This is a genomic window from Micromonospora sp. NPDC007220, assembly GCF_040634035.1.
Taxonomy (GTDB): Bacteria; Actinomycetota; Actinomycetes; order Mycobacteriales; family Micromonosporaceae; genus Micromonospora; species Micromonospora reichwaldensis.
Genome location: NZ_JBEYEU010000013.1, coordinates 67,281 through 85,466 on the forward strand (window position 1 = coordinate 67,281; position 18,186 = coordinate 85,466).

13 protein-coding genes are annotated in these 18,186 nt (G+C 74.6%); 2 read left to right on the forward strand and 11 right to left on the reverse strand.

The window, feature by feature from the left end; all coding sequences use genetic code 11:
- Nucleotides 1-339 precede the first annotated feature (339 nt).
- Both ABZ573_RS21690 and ABZ573_RS21695 read right to left on the reverse strand, forming a co-directional pair.
- Entirely contained in the window at nucleotides 340-1,782 is a 1,443-nt protein-coding gene (locus tag ABZ573_RS21690; RefSeq protein ID WP_358120374.1) for a cellulase family glycosylhydrolase, read from the reverse strand.
- Nucleotides 1,783-2,070: 288 nt separating this feature from the next.
- A complete protein-coding gene (locus ABZ573_RS21695; protein ID WP_358120377.1) occupies nucleotides 2,071-3,306 on the reverse strand; it encodes a S8 family peptidase in 1,236 nt (411 codons plus the stop codon).
- A 269-nt stretch (nucleotides 3,307-3,575) separates the two neighbouring features.
- On the opposite strand from ABZ573_RS21695, the gene ABZ573_RS21700 reads away from it, so the two are divergent.
- Nucleotides 3,576-4,652 carry a cellulose binding domain-containing protein gene (locus tag ABZ573_RS21700; protein WP_358120380.1) on the forward strand — a complete coding sequence of 359 codons (1,077 nt, stop codon included), beginning with the start codon at nucleotides 3,576-3,578 and terminating at the stop codon, nucleotides 4,650-4,652.
- Between the two features lie 408 nt (nucleotides 4,653-5,060).
- Entirely contained in the window at nucleotides 5,061-5,927 is an 867-nt protein-coding gene (locus ABZ573_RS21705; protein WP_151456125.1) for a hypothetical protein, read from the forward strand.
- 76 nt (nucleotides 5,928-6,003) lie between these two features.
- Here the strand turns inward: ABZ573_RS21705 and ABZ573_RS21710 are convergent, their stop codons facing one another.
- The 9 genes from ABZ573_RS21710 to ABZ573_RS21750 all read right to left on the reverse strand — a co-directional run bounded on the left by ABZ573_RS21710 (nucleotide 6,004) and on the right by ABZ573_RS21750 (nucleotide 17,775).
- Nucleotides 6,004-8,718, reverse strand: coding sequence for a hypothetical protein (locus ABZ573_RS21710; RefSeq protein ID WP_358120383.1), 2,715 nt, complete (start codon nucleotides 8,716-8,718; stop codon nucleotides 6,004-6,006).
- A gap of 70 nt (nucleotides 8,719-8,788) precedes the next feature.
- The gene (locus ABZ573_RS21715) at nucleotides 8,789-8,983 is read right to left on the reverse strand and encodes a thiomuracin/GE37468 family thiazolyl RiPP peptide (RefSeq protein ID WP_151456127.1); all 195 of its coding nucleotides are present in this window, start codon (nucleotides 8,981-8,983) and stop codon (nucleotides 8,789-8,791) included.
- A 214-nt stretch (nucleotides 8,984-9,197) separates the two neighbouring features.
- Entirely contained in the window at nucleotides 9,198-9,410 is a 213-nt protein-coding gene (locus ABZ573_RS21720; protein WP_192581497.1) for a thiomuracin/GE37468 family thiazolyl RiPP peptide, read from the reverse strand.
- A gap of 173 nt (nucleotides 9,411-9,583) precedes the next feature.
- Nucleotides 9,584-11,521, reverse strand: a complete 1,938-nt coding sequence (locus tag ABZ573_RS21725) for a TOMM precursor leader peptide-binding protein (RefSeq protein ID WP_358120388.1) — start codon at nucleotides 11,519-11,521, stop codon at nucleotides 9,584-9,586.
- The gene (locus tag ABZ573_RS21730) at nucleotides 11,514-13,439 is read right to left on the reverse strand and encodes a hypothetical protein (protein WP_358120391.1); all 1,926 of its coding nucleotides are present in this window, start codon (nucleotides 13,437-13,439) and stop codon (nucleotides 11,514-11,516) included. Before ABZ573_RS21730 ends, ABZ573_RS21725 begins: the two co-directional genes overlap by 8 nt.
- 8 nt (nucleotides 13,440-13,447) lie before the next feature.
- Nucleotides 13,448-14,785 carry a SagB family peptide dehydrogenase gene (locus ABZ573_RS21735; protein WP_358120394.1) on the reverse strand — a complete coding sequence of 446 codons (1,338 nt, stop codon included), beginning with the start codon at nucleotides 14,783-14,785 and terminating at the stop codon, nucleotides 13,448-13,450.
- Nucleotides 14,782-15,870 carry a thiopeptide maturation pyridine synthase gene (locus ABZ573_RS21740; RefSeq protein WP_327027993.1) on the reverse strand — a complete coding sequence of 363 codons (1,089 nt, stop codon included), beginning with the start codon at nucleotides 15,868-15,870 and terminating at the stop codon, nucleotides 14,782-14,784. The genes ABZ573_RS21735 and ABZ573_RS21740 overlap by 4 nt, the downstream gene beginning before the upstream one ends.
- Nucleotides 15,867-16,790, reverse strand: a complete 924-nt coding sequence (locus tag ABZ573_RS21745; protein ID WP_327027991.1) for a thiopeptide-type bacteriocin biosynthesis protein — start codon at nucleotides 16,788-16,790, stop codon at nucleotides 15,867-15,869. Before ABZ573_RS21745 ends, ABZ573_RS21740 begins: the two co-directional genes overlap by 4 nt.
- Nucleotides 16,780-17,775: a ParB/RepB/Spo0J family partition protein gene (locus tag ABZ573_RS21750; protein ID WP_327027990.1), complete on the reverse strand. Its 996-nt coding sequence runs from the start codon at nucleotides 17,773-17,775 to the stop codon at nucleotides 16,780-16,782. The genes ABZ573_RS21745 and ABZ573_RS21750 overlap by 11 nt, the downstream gene beginning before the upstream one ends.
- Between the last annotated feature and the right edge of the window lie 411 nt (nucleotides 17,776-18,186).

Here is an 18,186-nt window from a genome sequence, read left to right on the forward strand (position 1 = left end):
TGCGGTCGGTCACGCGAGCGCCCGGCCCGGTGACGGGCGGTTCCGCGCTCCGCGCTGCGGTGTGGCCGCCGAGCCGGTCCGCGGCGGAAGGGTCGCGCGACGCTGTCGAGCTGAGTCGTCTGTGACATCAGGCGGTTTCCGGGCGGCGGGCGGCGGGCGGCGGGCGGCGGGCGGCGGGCGGCGGGCGGCGGGCGGCGGGCGGCGGGCGGCGGTGAATCGTCCAGGACATCAGCTCGACAGGGCCCCGCGGGCGGGTCCTCCGCCGGCCGGCGCCCCGTTCGTTCAAGGGAGCACGGCGAGGCCCCGCCGGGTGTGGCGGGGCCTCACGTGGGAACGGGATCAGGCGGTGGGGAAGTTGTCCGGCGTACGGATGCGGTCCCGGATCAGGGCGCCCGACTCGGTGAGCACGCCCGGGCCGGTGTAGGTGCCCCCGGCACAGGTGCCCGGCCGCAGCGCGGCGCTGCCCTCGGCCTTGTCCGAGTAGGTCCAGTTCGCGTAGCTGATCTTCAGGCGGTCCAACAGGTCGAGCCAGGCGTTGCTGCTGGCGGCGTCGACCCCACCGTCACCGGTGTAGTCCACCGTGCCGAACTCGGTGACGAACAGCGGCAACCGGGCGGCGGCCCGCTCCACCTCGGCCCGGTAGTTGTCCCGGTGGGACGCGGCGTAGAAGTGGAACGTGTACATCACGTTGGTCGCGTTCACCGGGTTGTTGATGACCTCGTTGGCGTTGGAGCCGTCGGAGACGCCCAGCGAGGACCAGCCGCGGGTGCCGACCACGACCACCGCGTCCGGGTCGTTGGCGCGGATCACCGGAATGACCTGCTCGGCGTAGCTCTTGATGGTCGCCCAGCTGACGCCGTTGGGCTCGTTGGCGATCTCGTAGATGACGTTCTTCTTGGCGGCGTTGCGGGCGGAGACGGCGGCGAAGAAGGTCTTGGCCCGGGCGAGGTTGTGCATCGGGTCGCCCGGCGTCAGGGTGTGGAAGTCGATCAGCGCGTACATGCCGCGCTGCTCGGCCTCGTCGACCAGGGTGTTGACCCGGTTGGTGAAGCCGGCCGGGTCGGTCTCGTAGCCGTCCTCCTGGACGTACATGGCGATCCGCAGCAGGTCGGCCCGCCAGTCGTCGGCGAGCGCGTCGAGCGAGGCGTCGTTGAGGCAGTTGGCGAACCACTGGATGCCGTGGGTGCTCATGCCGCGCAACTGGATCGGCTTGCCGTACTGGTTGCACAGGTTGGCCCCGCACACCCGCAGCTGGCCGTTGATCGCGACCGGCGTCTGACCGCCCGGCGGCGGGGTCGTCGGCGGCGGGGTCGTGGGCGGCGGCGTGGTGGGGGCCGGCGGGGTGGTCGGCGTGGTCGCGCCCGTGCAGGCGGTGCCGTTGAGGGTGAACGCCGTCGGCGCGGGGTTGGCGGCGCTCCACGTGCCGTTGAACCCGATGCTGGTCGACGCACCGGTCGCCAGCGCGCCGTTCCAGCTCACGTTGCGCGCGGTGACGGCGGCGCCGGCCTGGCTCCAGGTCGCCGACCAGCCCTGGCCGACCCGTTGGCCGGCGTCGGAGAAGGCGAAGCCGAGCGTCCAGCCGTCGACCGCGTCGCCCAGGTTCTTGATCGTGATGTTGGCGGTGAAGCCGCCGGACCAGCTGCTGGTGGTGTAGGTGACGGCGCAGCCGGTGGCGGCCTGGGCGCTGGCGACCGGGACCGCGGCCGACGCCGCGACGGTCAGCGCGCCGACCGCGCCGGCCATGACCAGGGTGCGCCGGGACGGGCGCGGTAGGAGCTTCATGCGGGTGCCTTCGCTTCCGATCGGTGGTGGGGGTGCCGGCAGCGCAGGGCAGCGGGACGCCACGTCCGCCCGACGGGTACGGCAGTTCGTACGCCGACGGCCCGCAGGCGGGTCGTCGGGCCGGGAGCCTCGCGACAGATCCCCGCCCACGGGCCCGGGAGCGCTCCCACTGACGGCAGCTTAGGCGCGCCCCGGGCTCCCCGCAACATGGACACCCGTCGACGTCTTCCGCACGCGCGCCGGCCCCGGGGCGCGGACGCCCCGGGGCCGGTGTGCCGACGGTGTCGGTCAGAAGGTGGGAGCCAGGTAGAGCAGGCGGTTCGGCGAACCGGTGCCCGGGTTGGTGATCACGTTCGGGGTGGCCTGGCTGACGATGTACGAGTGGACCTGGGCGGGCGTCCAGCTCGGGTTGACGCTGAGCACCCGGGCAGCCGCGCCGGCGACGTGCGGCGAGGCCATCGAGGTGCCGCTGATGGACGAGGTGGCGGTGTCGCTGGTGGACCAGGCCGACAGCACGCCCACGCCGGGGGCGAACAGGTCGGTGCAGGTGCCGTAGTTGGAGAACGACGCGCGGGCGTCGTTGCTCTGCGAGGCGTTGACGGTCAGCGCCGTCGGCACGGAGGCCGGCGAGAAGTTGCAGGCGTTGGCGTTCGAGTTGCCGGAGGCCACGGCGTAGGTGATGCCGTCGGCGATCGAGTTCGCCACGGCGGTGTTCAGGGCGGCGTTGGTCGAACCGCCGAGGCTCATGTTCGCCACCGCCGGCTGGCCCGCCTGGTGGTTCGAGGTCACCCAGTTGATGCCGGCGATGACCTGCGCCCAGGTGCCGCTGCCCTGGCAGTTCAGCACGCGGACGGCCACCAGCCGGACGTCCTTCGCCACGCCGTAGGTGTTGCCGCCGACGGTGCCCGCGACGTGGGTGCCGTGGCCGTTGCAGTCGGCGGCCGGCAGCGCGTTGTCGATCGCGTCGTAGCCGTCGACGGCCTGACCGGCGAAGTCGACGTGGGTGGTCCGGATGCCGGTGTCGATGATGTACGCCGTCACGCCGGTGCCGCTGCTGTTCCAGGTGTAGGTGCGGCTCAGCGGGAGGTTCCGCTGGTCGATGCGGTCCAGGCCCCACGGCGGGTTGTTCTGGGTGGCCGTCGTCGTCACGGTGTGGTTCTGCTCGATGTAGGCGACGTCGGGGTGCGCGGCGAGGCGCTTGGCGGCCCGCTCGGAGAGCTTCACCTCGAAGCCGTTGAGCGCGTCACCGTAGACGTGCCCGACGCTGCCGCCGAAGCGGGCGGCGAGGGAGCCCGCCGTGCTCTTCACCTCGCCCTGCCGGGTGCCGGCGCGACCGCCGACGCTGGTGTCCTTGAGTACCACGATGTAGCTGTCGGCCACGGCGGTCGCGCCACCGGCGCTGAGGATCTCGCCGGTGGCCGAGGCCGCCGCCGGTGCGCCGATCATGGTGGTGACCATGGCGGCGCTGGCGAACACGCTGGCCGCAGCGGCGAGGGTCCGCCGATGAGTGCGAGGGAGTGACATCTCCCGGTCCTCCTACTGTGGTGGCCCCCGGGTGGCTCGTGGCACACCCGACAGGCGGTCTGGACGATGAGCAAACCTTAGCCGCCACATTCATGATCGTAAATTTTGTTGATGTTCACGATATGAGGAAGATGTTGAAAAGCATTGGCCGTGAATGCCTTGCGTGAAACGGGATTCCATTGAGATGCGTCGACTTTGCTGGTTGACTGTCGGGGGAGCACCGGGCCGTCACACACCGCACCTCGACCTGTGACAGGAGTTCCTCCACCATGCTCCGAAGGCCCCTGCTCCACGCCCTGCTCGCCGCGCTGGCGGCGATCCCCCTCACCCTCGCCGCCGGGCTCACCGCCCCCTCCCCCGCGCTGCCGGCGGTCGCCGCGCCCGTACGGGTGATGCCGCTGGGCGACTCGATCACCGGGTCCCCCGGCTGCTGGCGCTCCGTGCTCTGGAACCGCCTCCAGGCCACCGGCCACACCGACGTCGACTTCGTCGGGACGCTCGGCCCGCAGGGCTGCGGCCAGCCCCACGACGGCGACAACGAGGGGCACGGCGGCTACCTGGTGACCAACGTGGCCAACCAGAACCTGCTGCCGGGCTGGCTCGCCGCCACCCGGCCCGACATCGTCCTGATGCACTTCGGCACCAACGACGTGTGGAGCAACATCCCGCCCGCCACGATCCTCGCCGCGTACGGCAGGCTGGTGGACCAGATGCGGGCCAGCAACCCGGCGATGCGGGTCCTCGTCGCGAAGATCATCCCCATGGCGCCGCCCACGTGCCCGGAGTGCGGCCAGCGGGTGACGGCCCTCAACGGCGCGATCGACGGCTGGGCGGCGGCGACCGGCACCCCCGCCTCGCCGGTGGTGGTGGTCGACCAGTGGACCGGGTTCAGCACGGCCACCGACACCTACGACGGCGTGCACCCGAACGCGGCCGGCGACCAGAAGATGGCCGACCGCTGGTACCCGGCCCTGGCCGCGGCGCTGGGCGGCGTCACGCCGACGCCCACCGCCAGCCCCACGCCGACGCCCACCGGCCCGGCTGACGGCTGCGCCGCGAGCTATCGGGTGGCGGGCCAGTGGCAGGGCGGCTTCCAGGGCGAGGTGACGGTACGCAACTCCGGCGCCGCGCCGATCTCCGGATGGACCGGCCGTTTCGCGTTCACCGACGGCCAGCGGATCAGCCAGTCCTGGAACACCCGGCTGACGCAGGACGGGGCCGAGGTCACCGCCCGCCACGTGGACTGGAACGGCGCCCTCGCCCCCGGCGCGCAGGCCACCTTCGGCTTCCTCGGCAGCACCACCGGGGGCGCCGCCACGACGACGGTGACCTGCGCGCCCGCCTGACATCCGCCCCTCACCAGCACGGCACCGGCGCGGTCGGCCCGGACGCCCAGAGCAGGCGTCCGGGCCGGCGGTCGCGGTCTTCCTAGCGGAATGTCAGCTACATCTCGGTTCACGAATGAGTGATGTTGGTCACACCACCGGCTTGGACCCGCCCATCGGTCCGCACACGGGGCCGCACAACGGAATTCCCTTCCGGCGGCCCGGATCCAGACGGTCCGCGACCCCCGGATCTGTGGGCATCTCGCCACGTACTGGCCCGTAACTCGTACGTAGAGTCACGCGTGACGCCGTCGGTACCGAACTGTGCCTCTATCGAATTCAGCCGCCCATCGTCACGGTTTGCGGCGCTCACTACCCTGATCCCTGATCCCGTGCCTGGGCACACGTCGACAGCGATAAGGGCTTCACATGAGCGACAGTTACCCTCCGTACGGAGGGCAGCAGCCGGACCCGAACGTCACCCCCTGGAGCGGGCCGCCGGCGCCGCAGCAGGGCGGGTACCCGGGTTACGGGCAGCCAGCGCAGGCGCCGCAGTTCGGCGCTCCCTTCCCGCCGCCGAAGAAGTCGAACAAGGGCCTGGTCATCGGACTGGTCGCCGGCGCGGTGGTCCTCGTGCTCGCCATCTGCGGCGCCGGCATCGGCCTCGTCCTCGTCAACGGTGACGACGACGAGCCCACCATCGTCGCGACCGGCGGCCCCAGCCCCGACGCCGGCACCAGCAGCACGCCGGGCACGGACGCCTCCCCCACCCCCGGGCAGCAGGAGACGCAGGAGCCGAACAACAACGCGGTCACCGCCCGCTACTCCAGCGACCTGTCCAACGTCTGCGACGGCGGCCAGATCCTGAACGCGGCCACCTACAACGGCCCGTCCGGCGCCAAGGCGTACACGTTCTCGAACAACCCCGACCGGCCGAACTTCTGGTCGTCGAAGTCGGTCGCCTCGAACAAGCCGTACTACGCCAAGAGCGCCGACTTCCAGACGGTGTCCGTGGTCGGCTGCCTCAAGTTCGTCGAGGGCAGCGAGGGCGCGCCGAAGAAGTGCCAGTACAAGGACAGCGCCGGCAAGCAGGTCACCATCGACTACATCTCGTCGCGCTACACCCTGACCTTCTACGCCGCGAAGACCGGCGAGAAGATCGGCGACGGCGGCACCGTCAGCGCCCCCGCGGCGCGCTGCCCGAGCTTCATCTCGTACAACAAGACCACTATGAAGTCGCACGCGGCGCCGGACTCCGGCAGCATCGAGGCCGCCCTGGACAAGTTCCTGTCCTGAGCGGCACGGTCGACGGTGGGGAGGGACGGATCACCGTCCCTCCCCACCGTCGTCTCCGCGCCGGGACGAGCCCTCGTCAGTCCGCGCCGGCGACGTCGAGGACCAACTCGCTGACGTGATGCTCCGGGCCGGTGCCCGGCGCCAGCGGGTCGGGCAGCGCCTCGTCGAAGGAGATCCCGGTGGTACCGGGCCGACGGACCGCGGCGACGAGACCCTGGACCAGGAACCAGCTGTCGAAGTCGAGATAGATCGGCTTGTGCCACTTGTTTCCCGCCCAGTAGGCCCCGGCCGGTCCGACCGGCGGGAGGGGCTCGACGCCGGAGTCGTCGCGGGAGACCCGGAAGAAGACCCGCCGGGGCAGCTGCTCCGCCCGCCGCCACTCCGCCAGCCGCAGCAGGAAGCGGCCGTCGCTCTCGTGGGCCTGCGGCACGGGTACGCGGGCGGCGGCCAGATGGATCCGGGAGCGGCGGAGGGTGAGCCGGCCCGCGACGAGCCGGGGCCAGTCCCGCCGCCCGTCCCCGGTGCCCACGGTCCGCACCCCGGCGACCGGCGGCACGGGCAGATGCGACGGAAGCTCGCCGGAGAGCGTCGTCAGCAGTTGGGCGAACATCGGCAGGTAGGCCGAGGCCCCCATGCCGGTGTGCACGACGCGCACGAAGCGCCGGTGCGCCACCGACCAGAGCGCGAGCAGCCCGGTCTCCTCCTCGTGCCGCACGACCAGGTCACCGACCGCCAGCCGTCGGGGCGCGCCCGGCCCGGGCGGCAGGTACGGGACGTCGACGATCTCGTACGGCAGCCGGGGACGGTGGTCGTTGATCGACATCCCGAACCGGTTGCGCAGGCCGGCGTAGATCGGGCCGCTGACCTCGTCGGCGATCAGCCCCGCCCCGGGCACACCGGCGAGGTGATCGATGCGGGCCCGCAGCGAACCGAAGCCCGTCCGGACCGAGTTGACCACCGCCCTGGGTCCGCCGGCGTCCTCGCCTGTGGGCTGGAGCAGCACGCCGATCGAGCGCAGTGGCGGAACCCAGGCGGGGTAGGCCGCAGCGGCCTCCCGCAGCACCCGCGGCTCGACGTCCACCTGCGTCCGGGCCACGCCCGGCTCACCGGACGCCAGCGGGAAGGGGGCGAGGGCACCGGCGGCGGAGCGCAGCACGCCACCCAGGCGTCGCACCGACGCGAACGGGCTCTCCCCCCGCCAGGAGGGCATCGTCGGGGCGAGCCAGCGACGCAGCTCCCCGCCGGCCTCACCGTCGGCGCCGAGGGCCGCCTGGAATTCGCGGTAGACCTCGAGCACCGGCACGGCTCCCCGGGCGGCGACGCGGTCACCGAGGATCTCGGTGAGCGCCAGCCTGACCGGGAGCAGGGGCGACCAGGGGGCGAGCCACCGCCGCAGCGCGTCGAGGTCGTCGAGGACGGGTTGCCAGGCGGCGACGGAACAGGTCCCCAGCGGCTCCGCCGAGACGACCGTGTCGCGCACGTGGAGGCCGGCGACACTGGTGAACACCGCCCGGCGCCGGTCGTCCGCGCCAACGTGCGCCGTGAGCCCGTGCACCCGGGCGACCAGCCCAGCGCGGTGGTCACCGTAGGCCACCGGGTCGTCGGCGGACGGCCGTACCGACAAGGCCTCGGTGAGGGCGGTCAGGTCGGCGGCCAGGGCGGCGCCGGCATGCTCGTCCGTGGCGCCGGCATGCTCGCCGGCGGCGCGGCCGGCGAGGCGGTCGGCGAGCCAGTCGGCCGGCGCGGCGGGCACGTCCTCGATGCGCGCGACCGGCAGGGCCCGCACGACGAGGCCGTTGCGGAACAGGTGGTCGAGGAAGGTGTCGACCTGCTCGTGCAGGCGGGCGTCGCCACCGGCGAGGCGGTTCCGCAGCTCCCTGCGGGGCAGCCCGTGCGGTTCGGGGCCGAGCAACGATAACAGTCTCCGCACCGACGGGCGGGCGGGCACGGCGCAGAGTGCCTCCGAGCCTGCGGAGGGGAGGTAGAGGACGTGCTCGTCGGCGACGTGGGCGGTCGGGTTGAGCGTCAGTGGCGCCTCGTCCCGCACGGCGGGGTGCCCGACGACGAGGTGGGCGATCTCCTCGCGCAGGTGGGCGTAGGACAACTCGAACGCGCCGCGACCGGCTCCCGGCCGGACGGCCAGTGCGGGACCGTACGGGACCCACTCGACCGGCCCGCTGGTCAGGAAGGCACTGAGCGGGCTGGTCTTCGCCGACGCGCGGGCCAGGTAGCGGGCGACGCTCAGCGTGGTCCTGGCCCGGGGGATCCGGTGCGGCTGACCGATCCACTTCTCCAGCTCGGCGGCGAGGGTCGGGCTCGTGCCCCCGAGCGCGACCCGGAAGCTCGGGTCGGTGGCGGCCTTCACCAGGGCGGCCCGCCGCTGCTCGTGCTCGGCGGCGAGGAGCCCGTCGACGGCCTCCTCGGCGGCCCCGACCGCCACGAGGTCGACCGACCAGCGCGAGACCGCCTCCGCGAGTGCCGCCGGCAGGTGGCCGGCGACCTCGGGCGCCCACTCCCGGCCGGCCGGGCGCCGGCCAGCGTGCAGGGCGCGGCGCAGGCCGACGATCCGCGGTCGCAGGGGGGACCCGGCCGGAAGCTGACCGACCATCGCGTGCAGCGCGTCGGCGAGGTCCCGGCCCCGCCGGACGATGTCGGCCCGCAGTCGTACGGCCTCGTCGACCCCCCGCGCCGTGCGGGGGAACCGCAACGCGTCGAGGACGGCGACCGGCAGCGCGGCGCGGCGCAGGACCGCGGGCGTCCGCGCCGGCACCGACGCCGCGCGCCGGCTCACCGCGACTCCCGCCGAACGGTGCCGGGAATGGCTCCGGGCCGGCGAGGGGCCGCCGCGATACGTGCCGTCATCAGTAGTGGAAGTAGCACGCGGAACCGCAACTGCATCCCGAGACGACCGGGGAAAGGTGCCCGGAGGCGCCGTGCTCGGGCATACCGTGCCCGGCGGTCAGGGATTCCACCTCCAGCCCCTCGATCGACAGTTCGAAGACGTCGACCGGCAGGTCGCTGATCGCGAAATTCGGGCCGCTCATCTCTTTCTTCATCTTGCCTCCACCTATTTTTTTCCGGCCACGACGGGCCCCGGCCCGGCGAGGGTGACACGAACCCTCCGGGGCGTCCAGCAACGGTGTTGAACACCCCCGGCGGGCACCGGCGGAACGGGTCCGGCCGAGCGAAACTCCCGCCCGACCGGACCCGCCTCAGCGCGTCACCGGCGGTCTGTCGGTGTACCGCCGGCGACGCGTCGACGCGATGCCGTCACCAGACCTCGTGACACGAGCCCGAGCTGCACGCGCACTGTCCGCAGCTGCACGCCAGCACCATGGAGTTGCACGCGTTCGATCCGCCGTGCTCCACCATGCCGTGACCGGCGGTCAGCGACTCGACCTCCAGCCCGGCGGTCGACAGTTCGAAGACGTCCACCGGCAGGTCGCTGATCGCGAACTCCGGCGAGTGCTCGTTCATCGCCATTTCATTCTCCTTTCCCACTTCCGGGAATCCGTAGCGGATTCCGGTGCGCACATCCTGGCAGCCGATCTCACGGTCGTCCATGCGCGCGTTGAACGCCGAAAGGAAACCGCCGGGTACGCCGAAGAAAGGGCCCCCGATATCGAATGGGAGCCCTTCCAGGGTGATTCCGGCCGTCAGGGAAAGGGGTGCGGATGCGGGTTGATGTCGGCGTCGGCGAGGAGCTTGTCCGTGAGCCCCCACCGGCGGCGGGCCTCCCGCAGGCGCGGCAGGTCCGTTCGGCGGTAGCGGTGGCCGAAGGTCATCGACAGCGTGCCCGGGACGAGGACCTTCGCCGCGTGCAGGCCCGTGTGCCGCAACTCCTCCGGCGTCTGGTCGAAGACGACCACGTCCATCCCGAGCCGGACGTACCGGTCGACGACGGCGCGCGTCAACGCCCCGATGTCGTCGTGGTCGAAGTCGCCGGTGTCGACGCCGACCGCGCCGAGGCCCCGGGTGGGCGTACGTCCGGTGAGGAACGACAGCCGCGACGCGGCCCGCGGGTCGTAGTAGAGCACCTGGTGGTCCTCCATCTCCCGCACCGCCGAGGGGTCGTCGACCATGCGGGCCGCCCGCGCCAGGACGTCCGGGTCGGCGGACTGCCGCACGGCCCCGATCAGGGTGCCGCCGAGCTCCGCCAGCGCGGCCCGGGTCGCCCGTTCGCCGCTCACGTGGGCGCCCGCCGTGCAGACCAGCGCCGCGCCGGCGGACCCGGCCGGGGCGGTGGCCAGCGCCCACACCGCCGGGATGCCCTGCTCGGCCGTCATGTCGAACAGCCGGATCCGGTAGCCGGTCTCCGCCCGCAGCGACGCCACCTGCAACGCCGCCTCGACGTCCAGCGTGCCGAGGTCCATCTCCGGCAGGGGCAGCCGCGCGTACCAGGCCAGCAGGAAGGCGTCGCGCTCGGCGACCTCCAGCGTCCCGTAGAGGACGGCCTCCTCCAGGCTGCTGCCCAGGGCGCAGCCGTTGGAGATCTCGTAGACGAAGCCGTGGCCGTCCGGCCCGTGCGGGTAGTTGCCGTAGTAGGCGAGCGTCTCGGGGACGAGCAGGGGACTCTGCCGCAGGAACGACCAGCCCCAGGTCCAGCGGTAGGCGCGATCCGGGTCGAAGGGCTCGAACACGACGTCGGGTTCGGCGTACGCCTCGGCCGGGTGCAACCCGAGGGTGCGCGGGTCCAGCGCCCGGTCCGCGAGGTCGTGGTACGAGCCCACCGTGACCGACCGGCGGTCCCCCGGCACGGCCGAGAAGCGTTCCAGGGCCTCCAGCAGGGCGGTGGTCCGGCTCGCCCGGCGTTGCGGCGCCCGTCCGTAGCCGTTACGTTCGCCGACGCTGCCCGCCAGCTCCGCCACGGTGACGATCTGCCCGCCGAGGGTGTGGTCGGCGAGCTTGCGCACGATCCCGGTACGCGGGTCGACGTAGGTGTCCACCAGGGCGTCCAGCTCGGCGACGAGGTCGCGACCCCGGGGGCTGCCCGGCCGGTGGGTCGGGATCACCCGCCGGTCGGCGAGCGCGTGGTCCGGCTCGTCGACCCACTCCGGCCCGCACACCTCGCACCGGGGGTACGGCAGCATCCGGTGCACCGTGACCGTCAGCTCGCGCAGGTCGACCTTCACGATCGCGGCGCGGCTGCGCGGCACCCGCCCCTCGGCGTGGGCGCGCAGGTCGTCGGCGACCAGCGCCGCCGCCACGGTGGCGGCCTCGCGGGTGAGCAGCGGGGACGGCTCGGCCAGCCGCGCGGCGTGCCGGTTCCGGACCTCGCTCTCGCCGCGCTGCGTGGGGTTGGCCAGCCCTCGACGCCGCTCGGCGCAGCGGGCGCAGCCCCGTTCCCCGGCGACCTCCCACGGCCCGATGACGAGCCGGTCCAGCTCGGCCCGGACCGGCAGGACCGGTCCGGACGCCCGCCGCCGCAGCTCGTCGGTGACCAGGGGCACCCAGCCGTCCGCGGTGACGACGACCGGCCCGGCCGGCAGCCTCTCGTCCGGTCCGGCCACCCGGGGCGTCACCCCGGCGCCGGCGGCGACCGCCTCCGCGATCAGCCCGGCACCGAGCACCGACACCGTCGTCCGGTCAGCCATTGACGATCACCACCTTCAACGGGTTGGCGGCGATCGCGGCGACCGCCGGGTCGTGGTCGAGCGGCACGACGACCGCGCGTCGTCCGGTCGCGGCGAGGCCGGCCACGGCGGCGGCGACGTCGAACCCGGCGTCCACCGGCGCCGGCGTCCCCGCGCGGGTCGCGGCGGCGGCCGGTGGCCGGTAGCCGCCACCGTGGACCAGTCGCTGCACCACGAACGTCACCTCCAGCAGCCCTCGCCGCCAGGCGTCCACCCCGGCGCCGCTGGTGCGGGCCACCGTGACGCCGTCGCGCCGGAAGGAGAGGACGCTGACGCCGTGCCGACCGCCGTGGTCGTGCACCTGCGGCACCTCACCGAACTCCGCCAGGAGCGTGAGGCACCGTCGGCCGACGTCGTCGAGGTCCGTCGCCTCGACCCGGACGGGACGCCCCGCCGCGTCGGCGATCAGCGCGGGGTCGTACGACCAGTGGCTGGCCAGGCCGCGGGCGACCGCCGCGTCCCACGAGGGCCCGAAGCCCTCGCCGAGCCCGACCGGCGCCGCCACGGCGTCCGCCAGCCGGGTGAAGACCGTGGCGACGGGCACCGGCAACACGGCCCCGCTAACAAGGTCGAGCCCGTACACGTGGCCGTCCGGCAGCCCCGCGCGGAGCAGCCGGTGCAGGTCGTCCGCCTCGGCGTCGCCGGGCGCGAGCGGGCGGCCGGCCCCGTCGACCAGCCGGCGCGGGTCGACCACCAGGCCGGCGTACCGGGTCAGGGCGCGCCGGGCCGCCTCGACGCGGGCGGTCGGATAGTCGAAGGCCACGGCGCGGACCGCCGCGCCGGCGGCGTCGCACCCCAGCCCCCGGGCCAGCGGGTCGCGGGCCTGCGCCCGCGCGACCGTGAGCGGGCTCTGCGCGACGGCGTCGTCGGACAGGTACCGGAAGGGGCCGAGGGTGTCGTCGGCCGCGCGCACGGCGGACGTGGAGAAGTCACGGTCGGCGACGGCCGGCGACCCGCGCAGCGCGGCGACCCGGGCGAGGAAGCCGTCGGGGTCGGGCGCGGCGACGGGGGCGCAGAACGGGTGCGGCAGACAGTGCAGCCGGTGGGTGACCAGGTCGGGGCCGAGCCGGGTGACCTTCCCGGCCCGGCCCGGTGCGCCGGTGCCGGTGGCCCAACCGAACGCGGCGCGGACGAGTTGGGCGACCGCCACCGTCCGGTGCACCTCGGCGATCGGGGCCGCCGTCTGCGGGGCCTCGGGCAGCCGGGCCAGCAGCGAGGACGGCGCCGGGGCGGCGTCCCCGCCGGAGCCGGGCGGCAGCACCGGCGTCAGCCACACGTCCGCCCCGTCGAGCAGGGCGTACGCGGCGGCCGCGCCCCGCCGCCGGGCCAGCCGCTCGATCCGCCGGTGGCTCTCCCCGTCGGCGGCGCCGGTCACGTGCAGCAGCAGGTCGACCGGAAGGTCGTCGGCGGGCGGGTCGGCGGCGGGGTGCGTGCGCACGTCGGCGGCGCCGCAGCGGCGCAGCGCGTCCGCGACCGCCGTCGACCAGTCGTCGTCGGCGACCACCACGACGGCGAGCCGACGGAACCGGGTGAGCGCGGCCTCGGCGGGTACGCCGTGGGCATCCAGGTAGGACAGCTCGGCGACGTCGGCGCTCGGCGGGTCCGCGATCGCCCGGGCGTCGCCGTCCGGCACCTCCCGGACCACGCCGGCCTCGCGCAGGCGGGTGATCAGCGACGTCGCCATCGCGGCGTGCGCCTCGGGCAGCCCCGAGGTGATCTCCTCGACGGAGAACCGCCCGTCCAGCCGGGGCGCCAGCGCCTCGATCCAGCGGGCGACGGACGGGCCGGTCAGCGAGACCGGTCCGTCCAGCGTCAGGATGTGCGCCCCGGAGGGGGTCGGTGCCACGTAGACGTGGTCGCGTAGCCGTAGTTTCCGCACACGGGCTCCTATCGAGGTGACTGGGCGACGGTGCCCAGGGTGAATTCGCCGACGACGTCCTCGACGAGCGGGTCGACGCCGGTGAGGTGGGTGAAGGCGTGCGGCGCACCGGCGCCGAGGGCGCAGCCGCCGAGCCCCATGGCGGTCGCCGCGAGGTACATCGTCTGGACGAGCACGCCGAGGTTCTTGAGCGCGAGCGCGTACGCCAGGCCCTCGTACTTCCACATCAGCCGGCCGAACCGGGCGGTGACGACAAGCAGTGCCTGCGGGGTGCGCTCGGCCCCGGCGCTGTCCCGCGCCGCGTGCAGCAGCCGGCGGGAGGCGCCGTCGGGCGGCCGGACCAGGCCGAGCGCGTGGTCGTGCCCGTCGTAGTGGTAGGTGCCCGCCGCCAACCCCGCCACCCGGTCGGCGACCACGTACACCTCCAGCTCGTGCAGGCCACCACCGCTGGGGTACGGGCGGGCGCGCAGCTCCACGCCGTCCAGGTCACCCACGAGGACGGTCCGCGCGCAGCGGAACAGGAACTCGCCGAGCTGGTCGAGGGTGATCGCCTGCCCGTCGTGGTGTTCCCGCGCGGAGCGGCGCGCCTCCAGGACGGCCGTCAGGGTCGGGTCGTCGCGCCGCAGCCGGTCCAGGTCGGGGCGGGGCAGCGCGACGACGGGCCGGCGCGCGGGGGGCCGGCCAGCCGGCGGCGGCGCGTACGCCCGGCCCCAGTAGGTGGCCCCGTAGCGCTGCCCGACGCCGATGCCCCGGCTGCGCCGGTGGAACTCCAGGTCCACCGGCGACCACTGCCGGACGTGGAAGTCGAGGTCCTCGTCCCCGGTCACCGCGAGGCCGGCCCAGCACAGGTCGCGCCGCAACCGCTGCCACGCGGCGGCGTCCACGCCGGGTGCGGGCCGCTCCGTCGCGGGGTCGGCCAGCACGGCGGCCGTCGCCGGCTCGCGCACGAGCACCTCGGCCCACGCGCGGGGCGAGGTGACCCGCAGCCCGCCGTCGGGCGCGGCGACGATCGAGGTGAACCGGGACAGCCGCAGCCCCGGTGGCACGCCGTGCGGCTCCGGCCGGTCGGGGCGCTGCCGCGGGTCCAGGGTGTGCACGGGGCCGCCGGGGCCGTGGGCCGTCACCCGCAGCCAGCCCTCGCGGCGCAGCCGGGCGAGCAGCGGGGCGGTGGACGGGGCGAGCGCGTCGGCCCGCTGCTCCGCCGCCGCCAGCGCACGCACCACAACGACCTCCTGCGCGGTCACCGGCTCGTGGTCGGGCAGCCCGACCAGGTGCGTGCCCGCGGCGGTATGCACCACGGACACCCCGGCGCGCAGCCGCAGCGTCTCCCACCGGTCCTGGCTCACGCCGGCGCGCCCAACGCCCGGACCACGTCCACGGCGGTGCGGCCGGCCCGGGCCTCCGCCGCGCCGGCGACCAGGTGGCAGAGGAAGTAGCGGTTCTCGGGACTCAGTCCCATCCTGGTGAACTGCAGGTACATCAGGTTCAGCGAGAGCCGGAAGAGCGCGAACTCCACGGACGGCCGCACCACGGTGAGCCAGTGCTCGTTCTCGGCGAGGGCGCGGTGGAACGGGCTGAGCTCACGGAACCGGGTCCGCACCTCGTCGGTCGTTGCACTGCCGTCCACGCCTACGCCGAGCGGCAGCAGGCCCCGCTCGTGCAGCCTGCGGCCCCGCGCCTGGTAGCGCTCCAGCACCGCGACGAACGACGCCGGGCCGTACGGGGCCGACGCGTCGCCCCCGGCCAGGACGGCGGCGAGGCGGGCCTCCAGCGCCGCCGCGTTCGCCCGGTGGTGCCCGTCCCACGCCCGGCGCCGTCGCTCGCCGTCGGGGGCCTGGGCCAGGTGCGCCTCGGCGTGGGAACGGTAGCTGAGGTGTCCCGCTCCGGGGCCGTCGATCCCGGGCCTGATCAGCGCGACCATGGTGTCGAAGACCGCCGCGTGCAGGTTCCCGCCGGCCACCACGTCGGCGAGCACCGCGAAGGCGTGGTCGTTCGTGTCGGTCAGGAAGTCCGCCGTCAACGCCGACGCCTCGGCGGTGCCGTGCACCGCCACCCGGTCGTCGTAGCGGTCGACGTGCCACGAGTTGTCGGGACGCCACGGCGTCAGTGGACCGTCCTCCAGTTCGAGCCGGGCCAGCCGGCGGTGCAGGGGCAGCACCGCCTCGACGTCGACCTCGCCCGTCGGCAGCCCCGGCAGGTACGGCTCGAGCACCGACGCGGTGAGCGGGACGACGACCTCGCGCAGGGCCCGGTCGTCGGCGTCGACGTGCAGCCGGACGTGCGGCCCCTGGCGCCAGTGCCGGGTGAACCAGCTGCGGTGGCCGTGGACGGCGAGCTCGCGGGACAGGGGCCGGACGGCCTCGACGATCAGCCGGTCGGTCGCCGTCCCGTGGTGGTGCACGTGGATGCTCTGCCACGACGTCGCGGTCACGCCGGTCTCCCCTGGGTCGTGCGGTCGGCGAACGCGCGGTCGACGAGATGCCGCAACTCCCGCTCCCCGGCCACGGCCACGCCGAGGCGGTTGCAGGTCAGGTGGGCGCAGGTGTCGACGACGCGCCACCGGAGGGCCGGGTCCCCGATCCGCGCGGCCAGGGTGGCGATCGCCCCGGCCCACGTGCCGAGGGTGCCGGTCGGCCTGTCGGGCGGCGCCTGGGCGAACAGCCGCATCCGGTCGACCAGTTCACCCAGCACGTGCCGCTGCCGGTGGTAGCGCTCCGCCACGGCGCTCGACGGGGTGCCGCCGCTGACGGCCGTCAAGGCGACGCCGTCCGCCGGCAGCGGAGCGACCGTGGGGCAGAGCCACCTGCTCAGCGCCAGCACCGCGAACGCCGCCGTGGTGCGCTGGTTCGCGGTCGCGCCGGCGGCCAGCAGCCGCAGGACGGTGTCGCTGCACGTGACGAAGTGGTCCTCGGCGGCGTGCAACGAGGCACCCGTGCCGTACCGGTGCGTCTCGGGCCGGTACGGCACGTGCGCGAAGGAGTTGTTCGGCCGACGGATCCGCTCGTAGTCGGCCATGCCCTCCGCCACCGCCAGACCCGGCGCGTACCGGGCGTACTCCTCCTGGGTGAGCAGCGCCGGGGCCGGACGGCGGACGAGGAAGGCCGCGGCCTGGTGCTCGACGATGGCGCGCACGTCGTCCTCCCGCCCGGACCTGGGGAGGATCCGGATCCGCAGGTGCGGCCCGCCCTCCCAGTACCGCAGGAAGAACGTCCCGACCGAGGCATGTTCCGCGTCGAGCCGGGTCCGCAGCGCCGCGACCAGGTCGGTGACGACGACGTCGAGGTCGCCGTCGTGGAACACGTGCAGGCTCGTCCACTGCCGGGGCGCCGGCGCCGCCCGGTCATCCCGCATGCGCCGTACGCTCCTGATCGGCGAGGTGCTCGGCGAACGCCCGCCAGCTTCCGGCGCAGGCCACCGCGACGGCGTGCAGGGAGCCGCGGCAGTGGCCCGGCACCGCCTCGGCGATGAGTTCCGCCCGGGGGGCGAAGGCGAGCGTCGCGGACGCCAGCCGGAGCAGCGCCCGGCCCTGGTCCGTGTAGCGCAGCGACGGGTCCCGCGCGAGCACCGCCAGCCGTTCCCGGACGGCGGAGGCCGGCTCGGTTCCCGGGCGCGCGGGTCCCACCGGTGCGGCGGTCGGCGCCGGATGCGCGTCGGCGGCGTCGCCCGCGGCGAGCTTGCGGCGCACGTCGAACGCCGTCCCCACGGAGATGCCGGTGCGCCGCGCCACCTCGCGCAGGCTGACGTCGGGATGCCGCCGCATGATCTCCGCGGCCAGCCGCCGGCCGGCCGCCGCGGAGACCGGGTGGGAGCGGCCGTCGCGCCCCAGCCGGGCGTTCAGCCGACCATCGTCGTCGGTTGAACCCCGCCGCAGGGCGGCGACGGTCCGCGGGGCCACCCGGCACACCGAGGCGATCCACCGGTCCGACCAGTGTGGATGGGTGGCGAGGATGCGCCGCGCCGCCGCGGCGCGGTCCTGCGCCGGCAGCGGCATGCCGTGTGCGGCGTTGAGCCGCACCGCCGCCACGAAGGCGTCCGCGTCCGAGCCGTCGAAGTACACGACAGGCACGGTCCGTTCGCCTCGGGCGCGGACGGCCGCGAGCCGGTGCGAACCGTCGATCACCCGTCGCGACGACCGGTGCACCACGATCGGCGGAAGGTCGTCGGTGAGACCGGCGAGCCGCTGGACGTGCGCCGGGCTGACCCCGGTGAGGCGGGGCGACAGCCCGTCGCGCAGCGACTCGACCTCCGCCTGCTCGACCTCTCCCGACCTGACGGCGAAGAGGTCCGCCGAACGGCCCGCTCCCCCGTCGTGCCCGCGTTCTGGCTGTCCCGACATCGACGTCGCTCCGATTTCCTCGTCCTCGGCGGCTGGACGGCGGAACGATACGGCGGGCGACGTACAGGCTCCGTACACGCGAGGTACAGCCGCCGGCCGGACGGGTCCGGAGCGGCGTCGCGTTGTCGGCCGGCGCGGCCCGCCCGCCCCCGCCCGGCCGACGTCCTCGCCCCGGTGACCGGCGACGTCCCCGCCGCGACTGCCCGGGACCGGCATGTACCCGCCTTGTATCCGCGCGCCCGGCCCGGTCGGGCCCGGCGGCCCGGTCGTCCCACCGATCTCCGCGCCACCCGTGCCCTGCGCGGGCCCGCCGTTCAGCCGATCGGCTCACGCGCCCGCACGGCGACCGCCTGGCGCAGCGGAGCGCGGGAGGCCGGCACCCGCCACCCGCGGAGCGGTCGGCTCCCGCAG

What these genes read in the sequence shown, in the direction of transcription:
- ABZ573_RS21690 (WP_358120374.1), bottom strand. Translation starts at nt 1,782, where the DNA reads ATGAAGCTCCTACCGCGCCCGTCCCGGCGCACCCTGGTCATGGCCGGC.
- ABZ573_RS21695 (WP_358120377.1), bottom strand. Translation starts at nt 3,306, where the DNA reads ATGTCACTCCCTCGCACTCATCGGCGGACCCTCGCCGCTGCGGCCAGC.
- ABZ573_RS21700 (WP_358120380.1), top strand. Translation starts at nt 3,576, where the DNA reads ATGCTCCGAAGGCCCCTGCTCCACGCCCTGCTCGCCGCGCTGGCGGCG.
- ABZ573_RS21705 (WP_151456125.1), top strand. Translation starts at nt 5,061, where the DNA reads ATGAGCGACAGTTACCCTCCGTACGGAGGGCAGCAGCCGGACCCGAAC.
- ABZ573_RS21715 (WP_151456127.1), bottom strand. Translation starts at nt 8,983, where the DNA reads ATGAAGAAAGAGATGAGCGGCCCGAATTTCGCGATCAGCGACCTGCCG.
- ABZ573_RS21720 (WP_192581497.1), bottom strand. Translation starts at nt 9,410, where the DNA reads ATGGCGATGAACGAGCACTCGCCGGAGTTCGCGATCAGCGACCTGCCG.
- ABZ573_RS21725 (WP_358120388.1), bottom strand. Translation starts at nt 11,521, where the DNA reads ATGGCTGACCGGACGACGGTGTCGGTGCTCGGTGCCGGGCTGATCGCG.
- ABZ573_RS21745 (WP_327027991.1), bottom strand. Translation starts at nt 16,790, where the DNA reads ATGCGGGATGACCGGGCGGCGCCGGCGCCCCGGCAGTGGACGAGCCTG.
- ABZ573_RS21750 (WP_327027990.1), bottom strand. Translation starts at nt 17,775, where the DNA reads ATGTCGGGACAGCCAGAACGCGGGCACGACGGGGGAGCGGGCCGTTCG.